This is a genomic window from Paenibacillus sp. 102, assembly GCF_039549175.1.
Lineage (GTDB): Bacteria > Bacillota > Bacilli > Bacillales > Bacillaceae_G > Bacillus_A.
In genome coordinates this window covers 63,488-79,160 of sequence record NZ_JBCGHT010000002.1, presented here as the reverse complement: position 1 = coordinate 79,160, position 15,673 = coordinate 63,488, and the positions used below count along the sequence as shown (strand labels likewise).

General features: G+C 32.7%; 2 protein-coding genes. Both read left to right on the top strand.

Annotated features, from left to right (window positions below; genetic code table 11):
* Positions 1-90 precede the first annotated feature (90 nt).
* A complete protein-coding gene (locus AAIE21_RS06290) occupies positions 91-7,737 on the top strand; it encodes an amino acid adenylation domain-containing protein (protein WP_343265976.1) in 7,647 nt (2,548 codons plus the stop codon).
* 34 nt (positions 7,738-7,771) lie between these two features.
* Entirely contained in the window at positions 7,772-15,337 is a 7,566-nt protein-coding gene (locus AAIE21_RS06285) for an amino acid adenylation domain-containing protein (protein ID WP_343265975.1), read from the top strand.
* The last annotated feature ends 336 nt before the right edge of the window (positions 15,338-15,673 follow it).

Genomic DNA, 15,673 nt, shown 5'->3' with positions numbered 1-15,673 from the left:
CTTCACAGAGATATTAAATATAAAATATGCAATGTTAGTTGAAATAGTTTTTGATATTAAAAATATTTTATTAGTTGAGGTGATATATGTATGATACAAAAGAAGAATATTAAAGACTTGTATGAATTGTCTCCGCTTCAGCAAGGTATTTTGTTTCACTATTTAAAGGACAAAGATTCGCATGCTTATTTTGAACAAATGGAATTAACGATTGAAGGTGAGCTGAATTGTTCTTACCTGGAAGATAGTTTGAATGGTTTGATTCAAAAATATGATATTTTACGTACTGTTTTTATTCATAAAAACTTTCAACAGCCTGTCCAAGTAGTTTTAAAAGAACGTACAGTGACACTTCAATTTGAAGATTTGTCTCAATTACATGAAAACGAAATAAATAATTATATTGAAACGTTTAAGCAAGAGGATCGTAATAAAGGGTTTGATATAACACAAGATGTATTAATTCGTTTTTCATTATTTAAGGTAGGACAACAAAAATATAGGCTGATTTGGAGTCATCATCATATCTTGATGGATGGATGGTGTTTAGGCCTTATTCTAGAAGATTTATTTACATTTTATTACCAAAGAAAAAATGGTGAAAAGCTCTCGATAGATGCAAGTTTACCATACAGTAGGTATATAAAATGGTTAAAAAAGCAAAATAATGAAGCGGCATGTGAATATTGGAATCATTATTTAGAAGGATATGAAGAACTATGTGGTGTCCCACAGCAAAATATCATAAAACAAAATGCTAATTATAAGGGAGCAAATTATAAATTTGATTTAGGAAAGGTTTTAACTGCTAAGTTATCCCAATTAGCAAAAGAAAATCAAGTGACTTTAAGTACGGCTTTTCAAGTGGTCTGGGGTATTTTACTCCAAAAATATAACAGAACAAATGATGTTGTATTTGGTACAGTTGTATCTGGAAGGCCATCAGAAATCAAAGGTATCGAAGAAATGGTAGGGCTATTTATTAATACAGTTCCTGTACGTGTAAATACCAATAAAACAGATTGTTTTATTGATGTAATAAGAGAAATGCAGCAGTCTGCTATTGCATCTAATAAGTATGACTATATGTCTTTATCAGAGATTCAAGGAAATGCTTTGGGACATCAGGAATTGTTAAATCATGTGTTAGTGTTCGAAAATTATCCGTTAGATTTAGAAGCATTAGATAAAACTGCTACACATGGATTTAAGATTGTAAATATAGAGGCTTTTGAACAGACGAATTATGATTTTGATATCACGATTTATCCGGGTGAAAAATTAGAGGTTGTATTCAATTTTAATCAAGAAGTTTATGCTGAAGAGTTTGTTCAAAGAATGGCTAGTCATCTTCAAATGATTATTGAACAAGTAACTGCTACGCCTAATATAAGTCTGCAAAATATTGAAATTATTTCTGATCTAGAAAAAAATGAAATATTAGAAACGTTTAATTATACGGAAAAGAATTACTCACAGCAAAAAACAGTTCATGAATTATTTGAAGAGCAGGTAAGCAAAACTCCAGAAAATATAGCCTTAGTATTTCAAGAAACAAAGCTTACGTATCGAGAACTAAATGAAAAGGCAAATCAGCTAGCAAATTTATTGAGAGAAAAAGGAATAACGAGAAATGAATTTGTTGCTATCATGGTAGATCGGTCTATTGAAATGATAGTTGGTGTGTTAGCAATTATAAAAGCTGGAGCTGCTTATGTACCTATTGATTATTCTTATCCAATAGATAGAATTGAACATATGTTGGAAGATAGTAAATCTAAAATTTTGCTAACACAAAGTGGCTTAAGGTCTATTTCGGGATATAAAGGAGAAACGATTGAAATAGATACACTTTCGCTAGAAGATTATGATTCTGATAACTTAGATCATATTAATGATTCTAAAGATTTAATTTATATGATTTATACATCAGGTTCTACCGGGAAACCAAAGGGTGTAATGATTGAGCATAAATCAGTATGTAATCTAAGTTTGATGGCAGAATTATATGGAATCAGTGCTGGAGCTCGTACTGTACAAGTAGCATCTTTTAGTTTTGATACATCAGTAAGTGAGATTTTTGGTTCATTATTAAATGGTGCAACATTATATCTGATAACAAAAGAATTTCTTCTATCTGGTGAGAAGTTTGTGAAATGGTTAAAACAAGAGGCCATTACAACTATTGAATTTATTCCATCTATGCTACGAGTATTACCTTATGAAGACTTACCGCAATTACAAACGATTCGTACAGGAGGAGAAGCATTAACAAAAGATTTAATCGAGAAATGGGGAAAGGGCCGTACATTTGTCAATGCATATGGACCTACTGAGACTACCGTAGATGCGACAGTTGCAGTATTTCAAAATGATACTGAGAAAATTCATATCGGAAAACCAATATGTAATAAAAAAGCTTACATTGTCAACGAAGACTTACAACTTCAGCCAGTTGGAATTGCTGGTGAATTATGTATCGGAGGAGAAGGATTAGCTCAAGGTTATTGGAATCGTCAAGATTTAACAGAAGAAAAATTTATAGATAATCCTTTTATACCTGGAGAAAAAATGTATAAAACAGGAGATTTAGCAAGATTTCTTCCAGATGGGAATATTGAATACCTTGGAAGAATCGATGATCAAGTGAAAATAAGAGGGTATCGTATTGAATTAGGGGAAATAGAGTTAACTTTATCCAACTGTGATTTTATAAAAGAAGCGATTGTTACTACTTATCAAAATGAACAAAATGCTACGGAACTTTGTGTATACTTTGTGACACACACAGGATATACAGCTTCTGATATAAAACGGTATATAACAGCTAGATTACCAGATTATATGGTACCATCCTATTTTATAGAAGTTGATTATATGCCTCTTACACCTAGTGGAAAGGTGGATAAGAAAGCATTGCCAGCACCACAAAATTATAAAGGAAATGAAAATCAGCTGGTGCTACCTACAAATGATGTAGAAGAGGGGCTCTTGCAAATTTGGAGGGAAGTTCTCGGGAGAACACAGCTCGGAACAACAGAGCATTTTTTTCAAATAGGGGGACATTCATTAAAAGCGATGATGCTACATTCGCGCATTCATAAATTGTTTCATATAGAAGTTCCATTGCGTGAAATATTCGCACGTCCTACCATTAAAGAACTTGCAAATTATATAAAGGGAATGGAGAAAAATGAATATAAACCAATCTCACTTGTAGAGAAACGTGATGTGTACCCTGTGTCATCTTCTCAAAAACGAATGTATGCGATTCAGCAATTAGAGGGAGAAGGAACAACTTATAACATGCCTCTTGTATTTGAATTAACTGGTGAGCTTAATATTGAGCGTTTACAAACAGTCTTTCAACAATTAGTAGTACGACATGAGGCTTTTCGTACCTCTTTTCATTTGATGGAAGGAGAGTTGGTGCAAAAAATAGTTGATGAAGTTCCATTTACAATAAAATATAGAAAAGCTGCTGATTTGGAATGGAAAAGCATAATGCAATCATTCTTGCAACCGTTTCGATTAGAATCCGCTCCTTTATTAAGAGTGGAGCTCGTTCAACTTACTCATACAAAATATATATTATTAATCGATATGCATCATATTATTTCTGATGGAATGTCAGCTGATATTTTGATGAGAGAAATGATAGAACTATATAAAGGAAATCAACTGACAGAGTTGCGAATTCAATACAAAGACTACGCCGCATGGGAAAAAGAGATTATGGATACAGATGAGATGAAAAAACAGGAAGAATATTGGCTAAATCAGTTTGAGGAAGAAATTCCTGTTTTAGAAATACCTACAGATTATCCGCGTCCTGCGACTAAAACATATAAGGGAGATGTATTTAGTTTTACATTACAAGAGGAAGTTGGGAAAGAATTAAATCGATTTATAAAGCATAATAACGTTTCGCTTTATATGATGTTGCTTGCTTCCTACAATGTGCTTTTATCTAAGTATACAAGGCAGGAGGATATAGTTATTGGTTCCCCAATTGCTGGGCGTTTTCACTTGGATTTAGAACCTATTATAGGGATGTTTGCTAACACATTAGCGTTGCGCAATTACCCAATAGGAACAGAACGGTTTGGAGGTTTCTTAGAAAAAGTAAAGAAATGTGTGATTCAGGCTTCTGAGAATGCAAACTATCCGTTTGAGAAATTAGTGGAGAGATTAAATGTACAACGTAACTTAAGTAGAAATCCTCTATTTGATACAATGTTTGTTTTAGAGAATGCCCAAAAAGAAATGGAGCATGAATTTGAAGGTGTCACTTACAAAGTGCATAATATGGAGTGGAAAAACTCTAAATTTGACTTGACATGGTATGTGAAAGAGGAAGAAAAAATTGAAATCTTAGTAGAGTATAGTACAGATTTATTTAGTGAAGATACCATAGCACGTATGACAAATCAATTTTCTCATATTTTGTCACAGGTGATGCGAAGTCCTGATATGTTAATACAAGATATTGAACTAGCAACTGTTGGTGAAAAGGAACAAATACTAACAGTATTTAACAACACTAAACACGAATATCCAAGATATAAAACAATTCATTCTATATTTGAAGAACAGGCAGAAAAGACACCAAATCATATAGCTATTGAGTTTGGTAATGATAAATTAACATATCAAGAGGTCAATAAGCTTGCTAATCAATTGGCACATATGTTGCGTGATAAAGGAATTAATAGAAATCATATTGTTGGTATTTTTATGGAACGTTCTTTGGAAATGATGATAGGAATATTAGGTGTGTTAAAAGCGGGCGGAGCATATATGCCAATCTCGCCAGCTTATCCTGAAGAGAGAATTCAATATATGGTTAGGAATAGTGATGTTGATCTTATATTAACGCAAACACATTTATCTCAACATATCAATCATTTAGTAGAAGAACATATTTGTTTAGATGAGAAGAATGGAATCGTAGGAAGTGCAGAAAATCTAGAGCACATAAATGAAGGTGCTGATTTAGCATATGTATTATATACATCAGGATCAACCGGGAAACCAAAGGGAGTAATGATTGAGCATCACACTGTTTTAAATAGAGTTCAATGGATGGTTCATGAGTATGACATTCATGAAGATGATGTGTTACTGCAGAAAACACCAATTGTATTTGATGTTTCTGTATGGGAGTTGTTTATGTGGTTTTTTGTTGGGGCACGCGTGCATGTATTAGTACCTGATGGTGAAAAGTCACCTGAACAAATTATTAAGGCGGTCCACGAGCATAAAGTATCAACAATTCATTTTGTCCCATCTATGTTTAATGTGTTTTTAGAGTATCTGGAGGAAAATGAAGGATTAAAAAGATTAACTACCTTAAAACGAGTTTTTACAAGTGGAGAGGCATTAACTGCTGATCAAGTTTCTCGCTTTCGAAGCACAATGAATAATGTAAACCAAACACTGCTTTATAATTTGTATGGTCCTACGGAAGCAACTGTTGACGTTTCTTATTTTAATTGTCCGATGAACAAAGAACTAGACATTGTTCCAATTGGTAAACCAATTCATAATGTTACGTTATATATTATGGATTCTATCGGGAAGCTGCAGCCTGTAGGCGTTCCAGGAGAATTATGTATTGGTGGGAAATGTTTAGCTCGTGGGTATATGGGACGAGAAGATTTAACAAAAGAAAAATTTATAACAAACCCTTTCGTACCAAATGAAAAATTATATAAAACAGGAGATTTAGCAAGATGGCTGCCTGATGGGGATATTGAATATTTGGGTAGAATAGATAATCAAGTGAAAATAAGAGGTTATAGGATTGAATTAGATGAGGTAACAGGTCAATTACTTAAACACGAAAAAGTCAAGGATGGTGTTGTAATAGCACGTAATGATCATTCAGAATCTTCATATCTTTGTGCGTACTTTACTTCTAGTGGCACATGGAATATTACTGAGATGCGTCAACATTTTGCGCAAGGATTGCCGGATTATATGATTCCTTCTTATTTTGTAGAGTTACAATCTATGCCGTTAACACATAATGGAAAACTGGATCGTGGCAAGCTTCCGGCACCTGAAACACAAATAAGAGTATCTGAAACATCCATTGCTCCTAATAGTGAAATGGAAATTCTTCTAGCGGAAATTTGGAAAAAAGTATTAGGGCTTGAGCGGATAGGTGTTGAAGATAATTTCTTTGAATTAGGGGGGGATTCAATTAAGGCGATTCACGTTGTAGCACAATTGAATCAACATGGTTTAAAGGTAGAAATGAATAAAGTATTTAAACACCCGACTATTAGCGAGATAATTCCTTTTATTCGAATGAGCCAAATGAAAATAAGTCAGGATTCAGTAGAAGGTGAAGTGGCATTATCGCCTATACAGCACTGGTTTTTTGAACAAAAAATGATAGATGAGAATCATTGGAATCAAGCTGTATTATTACATCATCCAAAAGAATGGGATAGTAATATAATTCAAAGAACGTTTTGTAAAATAATGGAGCACCATGATGCACTAAGAATGGTATTTAAGCATACTAAAGAGGGAAGATCACAAATAAATCGTAGTATACGTAAGACGGACTTTTTATTTCATATGTTTGATTTGACAACCGAAGAAGATATTGAAAGTCGAATTGAGCAAGAAGCAAATCGTTTGCATCAAAGTTTTACGCTAGAAGAAGGGCCACTTGTTCAGTTAGCGCTTTTTAAATCCCAAAAAGGTGACTATTTACTCATTATTATTCACCACTTAATTGTTGACGGTGTTTCTTGGAGAATTATTATGGAGGATTTTTCTCATTGTTATCAACAAATTATGAGGAAACAAGAAATTGACTTACCGTTAAAAACAACGTCTTATCAGGCGTGGAGTAGAGAATTAAAGGAGTATGCGGATAGTAAAAAGTTAATAAGTCAATTGCCTTATTGGAGAGAAATGGATCAAACACATATTGCTCCATTACCGGTTGATTCAGATGTAACTGGGCATGGAAACCATGTAAAGCTGGTTATTGATGAAATAAATACAAAATCTTTACTTACACAAGTACATTCGGCTTATCAAACAGAAATAAATGATATTTTATTAGCGGTGCTTGCATTCACAATCCATGACTGGACGAAGGAAAAGAGAATGGCAATTATGCTTGAGGGACATGGTCGTGAAGAGATTATTGAAGGGGTAAATTTAACGAGAACAGTTGGTTGGTTTACTTCTATGTATCCTGTTATATGTAATTTAGAGGGATTAAGTGTATCACAAGTTATTAAAACAGTAAAAGAGACATTAAGGAAGGTTCCCGATAAAGGAATTGGATATGGGATTTTAAGATATTTATCTAACGCAGAACGAAAGGACAACTATACGTTTTCGTTACAACCGGAGATTATGTTTAATTACTTAGGAGAATTTGATCAACAGGGTGAAAAAGCAGAAGAGTTTATTATGTCAAATATTTCAACAGGAGAAGCCAATAGTGCTTCATCTAAAGAGGTATATAAATTAGACATAAATTGTGCGGTTATAAATGGAGAGATGGAGATTATTTTTGCTTACAGTAAAGAACATTATCACAATAAAACAATTCAAAATCTAAGCGAATCTTTTAAGAATAATCTTCTTTGTTTTATACATCATTGTATGAATCAAACGGAATCAGAGGCAACACCGAGTGACTTTAGTGTAAATGATCTTACATTAGAAGAGCTAGACGATATTTTCGAATCACTACAAAAATAAAATACTATATTTATATTTTATGAGGTGAAATCCGATGTTTGATAAAAGAAATATAAAAGATTTATATGAGCTTTCTCCAATGCAAAAAGGAATGTTATTTCATGCACTAAAAGACGAAGAGGCTCCTTCACATTTTGTACAGGGATATGCAAATTTATATGGGGTAGTTGATCCTAATATTTTAGAAGAAAGCTTTAATGGAATTATACAAAAATATGATGTTTTGCGTACTGTGTTTCTTTACGAGAAATTAAATAAACCGATTCAGGTTGTATTAAAAGAAAGAAAAGCATCATTACACTTTGAAGATATTTCTCACTTGAAGGAAGAGGAGAAAATACAATATCTTGAAAATTTTAGAGAGAATAGTTATAGACAAGGATTTAACTTAACACGTGATATATTAATTCGTTTATCACTTATAAAGGTCGTCCCAAATCAATATCAATTGATTTGGGACTTCCATCATATTTTAATGGATGGTTGGTGCTGGGGGTTAGTGTTTGATGATTTACTTACCATGTATCAACAACGTATGAATGGACAAGAAATCGAAATTCAAAGTGTAATGCCTTATAGTGAATATATTAAATGGCTCAATAACCAAGATTATGATCAAGGACGTGGATTTTGGAAAAGATATTTGAGTGGATATGAACAAAGCGTTGTAGTGCCTCAACAAATAGAAGGAAATGGTCATAAATATACATTTGGTGAAGTGAAATTTCAGTTAGATGAAGAAATAACATATTTGTTAGAACAATTTGCAAAGCAGCATAAAGTTACATTGAATAGCGTATTTCAAACGATATGGGGAGTGTTATTACAAAAATATAACCAAACAGATGATGTTGTCTTTGGTGCGGTTGTATCAGGGCGCCCTACACAAATTCATAATATTGAAAGTATTGTGGGATTATTTATTAATACGCTACCCGTACGAGTGAAAAACGAAAAACAGGATTCATTCGTTGATTTATTATACAAAGTGCATCAAATGAATATAGAGGCAAAGGATTATGAGTATATTTCTTTGTCTGATATTCAAGTGGATTCAGACTGCTTCGGGCAGCTCATTAATCATATTATAGTGTTTGAAAATTATTTATCTACTATGGATACAGTGAAACAGAAAAGTGAGAAAAATGGCTTCTCGTTTGTAGAAGGGGGATCATTTGAACCGAATAATTATGACTTGAGTGTTATTGTTCATCCAAATTCAAAATTAACAGTTAGTTTTGAATTTAATCAGGAAGTATATTCACAAGAATTTATAGAAAATATATCTCAGCATTTGAAAAAGATAATAGTTAGTATTTTAGAGAATCCATATACTCTTATTCGTGATATAGAGATTTTACCTGAGAAAGAAAAAAATCTTCTTATGATTGACTTTAATCAAACGGATGCGAACTATCCAGAAGACAAGACTATTCAAGATCTATTTGAAGAACAGGTAAGACAGAATCCTGAAAATGTGGCATTAGTATATAACAATGAAAATTGGACATATAAACAATTAAATAGTAGAGCTAATCAAGTCGCAAGAGTATTACAACGGAATGGGGTAGGAAGAGAAGTAATAGTAGGAATCCTAATGGATCGCTCTTTAGAGTTAATAGCTGGTATTTTAGGTGTATTAAAAGCTGGAGGATCGTATCTCCCGATTGATCCGTCATATCCTACAGAACGTATTCAATATACATTAGAAGATAGTGAAACTGATATATTATTAGTTTGTAAAAGTGAAATTATTCCAGAACATTATAATGGGAAAGTTATAGTGATGGAAGAGATAAACTGGGATGAGGAAAATACTACAAATCTTTTGAATTTGAATGAGCCTTCTGATTTAGCCTATATTATATATACATCTGGATCTACTGGAAATCCAAAAGGAGTAATGATAGAACATCGTAATGTAGTACGGTTGCTATTTAATGATAATAATTTGTTTGATTTTAATGCAAATGATATTTGGACGATGTTTCATTCGATGTGTTTCGATTTTTCTGTTTGGGAAATGTACGGTGCTTTATTATATGGAGGGAAATTAATTATTGTTCCACCTAATGTAGCAAGAGATACTACAGCATTCCTTCAACTTTTAAAAGAACATAGAGTAACAGTCTTAAATCAAACACCATCAGCTTTTTATGTACTATCAAATGAGGAAATGTTATGTGAGAATGAAAAAGATGTATGTGTCCGAAATATTATATTTGGAGGAGAAGCATTAGTTCCAAGCCAACTGAAGGAATGGAAAGGAAAATATCCTGCAACAAAATTAATTAATATGTATGGAATAACTGAAACAACGGTTCATGTTACGTATAAGGAAATAAATACTAAGGAAATTGAGAGAAATGTCAGCAATATAGGAACTCCTATTCCGACATTAAAAGCGTATATTTTGGATAGAAATAAAAAACTACTACCTCTTGGTGTACCAGGTGAACTGTATGTTAGTGGAGAAGGGGTAGGTAGGGGATATTTAAATCGATCGGAATTAACGAGGGAGCGCTTTATTGAAAATCCATTTTTACCGGGCGAACGGATGTATAAATCTGGAGATCTTGCACGGTGGCTGCCAAATGGAGAGATGGAGTATTTAGGAAGAATAGATGATCAAGTGAAAATACGTGGCCACAGAATTGAATTAGGAGAAGTTACAGGTAAATTACTCACATATGAAGGAATAAAAGAGGGTATTGTTGTAGCACGTAAAGATAATAAAGGAATGAGTTATTTATGTGCTTACTTTACAAGTGATGAAACATGTAATGTATCAAAAATTCGTCAGTATATGATTGGAAATTTACCGGAATATATGGTGCCATCTTATTTCATTGAATTACAATTGATACCGGTAACTTCGAATGGAAAAGTAAATCGTAAAGCTTTACCAGAACCGATGAACTATAGAAGTACAGAGGTGGAATATGTAGCTCCGGGAACAGCAATTGAATTTGCATTATCGCAAATTTATCAAGAACTTTTGGATATTGAACAAATTGGAGTCCACGATAACTTTTTAGAACTAGGCGGTCACTCTTTAAAAGCTACTATGCTAGTTTCTAGAATCAACAAAACATTAGAGGTAGCAGTTCCGCTTAAAGAAGTATTTTTACGTCCGACGATAAAAGAAATGGCTGCTTATATACAAGAATTAGAGTCTCATACAAGTGAAAGAATGCGACCAGCAATACAACAAGAATATTATCCTGTTACTTCTCAACAAAAAAGAATTTATGCAATACAAGAATTTGATAATACAGGTCTAAGTTATAATGTTCCTTTTGCTTTTGATGTAAAAGGAGATCTAGATGTAGAGCAATTGCGTAATGCTATACATTTACTAATAGAAAGGCATCAAGTTCTTTGTACTTCTTTTTATCTTATGGATGGAGAGCTAGTTCAAAAAATACATGCCGATATAGATATTAATATACCGTATATAGAAGCTCAGAATCTAAATTTTGAAGAAATGTTAAATGATTTTATCAAACCTTTTAACTTTGCAAAAGATAGTTTATTCCGTGCTAGGATAGTTAAAATAAGTAATCAACATCATATTTTATTATTTGATATTCATCATATTATAGTTGATGGCATCTCAATTAACATACTTATGCAAGACTTATCCTTACTTTATCAAAATAAGTTATTGCCAGTTCTACAAATTCAATATATTGATTATGCAATGTGGCAACAAGAATGGTTTCAATCTGAAGAGTTTAAAGAAGTGGAAGCTTATTGGATAGAAAGATTTTCGGGAGAGTTACCAATTTTAGATTTACCAACTGATTACGTCAGACCATCTATTCAAAAATTTGATGGCCGTAATTTGCTGTTTGAGTTAGATAAAGAAGTTGTTGTAAATTTAAAGAAATTAGCAATAGATACTGGAACGACGCTTTATATATCTTTAATAGCTGCATACAATATATTGTTGTCCAAATATACAGGGCAAGAGGATGTAATAATCGGATCACCACTTTCTGGAAGATTGAATGGGGATATAGAAAATACAGTAGGAATGTTTGCGAATGTTTTACCATTAAGAACGAAGGTAGATGGAGATACAACCTTCAAAGAATTAATTGCTGAAATAAAGGAAAACCTATTTAATGCATATGAACATTCTGAATATCCATTAGAGAGACTGTTAGAAAAATTAGATATTCAAAGAGATATAAGCAGGAATCCATTATTTGAAACAATATTTACTCTACAAGATACAGGAGGAAAAGCGAGTCTGGAAATACCGGCATTAGCTATTTCCAGTTTTGAAATGGAAGATCAAGCATCTAAATTTGATTTAGCTTGGGAATTAAACGATAACGGGGAAGTAATTCGATGTAATCTCACTTATAATAAACATTTGTTTAAAGATGAGACTATTGAGAGGATGGTTGAACATTTCACACAAATTTTATTGCGAATTATTGATAATCCAAGTGTCGCGATTAAAGAAATAGACATGTTGACTGTTTTAGAAAAAAGAAATCTATTATTGGAGTTTAATAATACAACTGCTAACTATGCGAAGGAAAAAACAATTATAGAATTGTTTGAAGAACGGGTAGAAAAATCGCCTCACCGTATTGCAGCTATAAGTGGAGAAAAAAAATATACGTATTATGAACTGAACAAGCGTGCAAATCAATTAGCTCGTGTATTACGAAAAAAAGGTTTAAAGAGAAATGAGATAGCTGCAATTATGACCTATCCTTCACTTGATATGCTTGTCGGAGTACTTGGTATTTTAAAAGCTGGGGGCGCTTATTTGCCAATTGATGCTACTTATCCAATGAAGAGGGTTCATTATTTATTAGAAGATAGTAAGACAAAATTCTTGTTGGTACAAGAGCAGACTTCTAAACCGACCGTGTTTGATGGAGAGATTATAAATGTAAATAATGAGCAGCTATATGAAGAAAACGGAGAAAACATAGAGACAATAAACGCTGCTGATGATTTAGCATACGTTATTTATACATCAGGATCGACTGGAAAACCTAAGGGAGTAATGATCAAACATCATAGTGTTAATAATCTGTGCTTGATTGCACAAGAATTAAAGATTGATAAGGATAGCCGAGTATTGCAATTTGCATCATTTAGTTTTGATGCATCGGTTTGGGAAATATTCCCTGCTATTATCTCGGGTGCTACACTATATATAGAAGATAAGCAGCAATTGTTAGGTACAGGTTTTACTGAATGGTTAAAGGAGAATAAAATTACGACAGTAACACTCCCGCCATCCGTATTAAGGTCCTTGCCTTATGAAGATTTTCCTGATTTAGTTACAATTGTCACAGCGGGAGAACCGTGTTCGTTAGATTTAGTCCAAGTATGGGGAAGGAAGTATAATTTTATAAATGCCTATGGCCCTACTGAGACAACAGTATGTGCTACGCTTGGACATTTAAACCCAGAAGTAAGATCTATTTCAATTGGAAAACCTATTCATAATACCAAAGTATATATTGTAGATAAAAACAACCAATTGCAACCAATTGGTGTACCAGGACAATTGTGCGTAAGTGGAGAGGGACTAGCTAGAGGATATTTAAATCGTTCACAATTAACAGAGGAACAATTTATAGATAATCCATTTGAGCCTGGGACAAAAATGTACAAAACAGGTGATTTAGCAAGATGGCTTTCTGATGGAAATATTGAATACTTAGGTAGAATCGATAATCAAGTAAAAATAAGGGGACATCGAATTGAAATAAATGAGATTACCGAAAGGTTATTACAGCATGAAAATATTAAAGAGGCCGTAGTTATTCCAGTTGAGGAAGAAAATAAGAATAAGTCTTTGTATGCATATATTGTTTTTGATAAAGCATGTTCGGTGTCTTTAATTCGCCGATATTTAAGTATGGACTTACCAAACTATATGATTCCGTCCTATTTTATTGAGATAGCAGATATTCCACTAACAGCTAATGGAAAATTAGATGTGAAGGCTTTACCAAAACCTGTTGTTGATCATTCTTTGTGCGTTTTACCAACAACAGAGGAAGAGCGAATTTTAGAAGAGATTTGGACAGCGGTTTTAGAAGTAACGCAAGTTAGTATCCATGATAATTTTTTTGAAATTGGTGGAGATTCTATTAAAGCTATACAAATAGCTGCAAAGCTTAAACAATATAATTTGAAATTGCAAATTAAAAATATATTTGAATATCCAACAATCTATGAATTAGCTCACTATGTACAACAGCATCATGCTCAAACAGAAAATGAAATAGTGACAGGAGAAACAACTTTGACACCTATTCAAAATTGGGTTTTTGAGCTTACTAGTAATCCCTCTCATTGGAATCAAGCAGTAATGTTAATGAATGAAAAAGGGTGGAATATACAAGCTGTTCAAAATGCTATTCGGAAAATTACTGAGCATCATGATGCACTTAGAATGGTATATGTCAACGGCAAAGATTGTATTACGCAAGTGAATCAAGGAATAAGTGGAAGTCACTTTACGATGAAAATTTTAGATTTGACAAATGAAGAGCATGTAGAAAATAAAATTCAACAAGAAGCAAATCTTTTACAAAGAAGTATTGATTTAAGCGAAGGTCCTTTAGTAAAGACTGCAATCTTCCAAACGAAACAAGAGGATCATTTACTAATTATTATTAATCATCTTGTTATTGATGCTGTTTCATGGCGAGTAATTATGGAAGATTTCGAGAATTTATATATGGCCGAACTTAATAAAGAAGAATACATTCTTCCGGATAAGACTACATCTTTTCAAATGTGGAGTCGAGAGTTAGAAAAATACGCAAGTAGTGATATGTTTTTAAAAGAACTTCCATATTGGAAGAGATTATTAAATGAGAGTGTGGACAAGTTGCCAGTCGAAAATGCCTCATTAGATTACAGCCATATGTTTAAAGAAATGGACATGATTGATTTACGGTTAACCGAAGCAGAAACCACACCGTTACTTACACAAGTTCATGCAACGTATAATACGGAAATTAATGATATATTATTAGCTGCTTTAGCACTTACCATTAAAGAATGGACGAATAGTAGTAAAGTTTCTTTCGATATGGAGGGGCATGGAAGAGAAGAAGTAATAGATAATGTAGATGTTACGCGCACTGTAGGGTGGTTTACATCATTTTCTCCAATCATTTTCAACTTGGAAACGAATAATCTATCACAAATTATTCCAAGTGTAAAAGAAACGTTACGTCAAGTACCTAATAAAGGTATTGGTTATAGTATCTTGAGATTTTTAACTCCACAGGAGAAAAAAGAATCAATAGAATTTAATTTACAGCCTGAAATTATGTTTAATTATCTAGGGCAATTTCAAAATGGTTTAGAGCAAGAAGAAATTCAATCATCATCCATGCCTTTAGGAGACTTAATAGATCCTATGATGAATTGGAATTACAAATTAGATATTAATGGTTATGTTGTAGATGGTAAGCTAGAATTTACTTTTCGATTTAATAAACATCTATTCTCTTACGTGACAATAGAAAATTTAGTGAAGCGCTATAAATATTATTTAAAAGAAATCATTCAACATTGTGAAAATAAGGAACTACTACAGTATTGATTGACAGTAGCACACCATATCAAGGCCTTCAATTTTTTAAAGTTGAAGGTCATTCTTTTATCTTGCTCTAATGAGCAGCAAAAGTATTCTCAACCTATAGTAGTTTCGATTAATAAATTATATATAAGTGAGATAGAACAAATATACAATATGAAAATAAAAAGCACGTAAATTTTATATAAAGAAGAATAAAAGTTAAATTATTCTTATGCTGTACTAATTAATAGTAATGCTCGTGATTAAGAATTCGTGAAGGATTTAGGTCGAGAATGAAATGCTTGTAAGATCCTGGATACGCAAGTGCTTGCTTGAAATAGAAGATGAAGAAAACTCGCT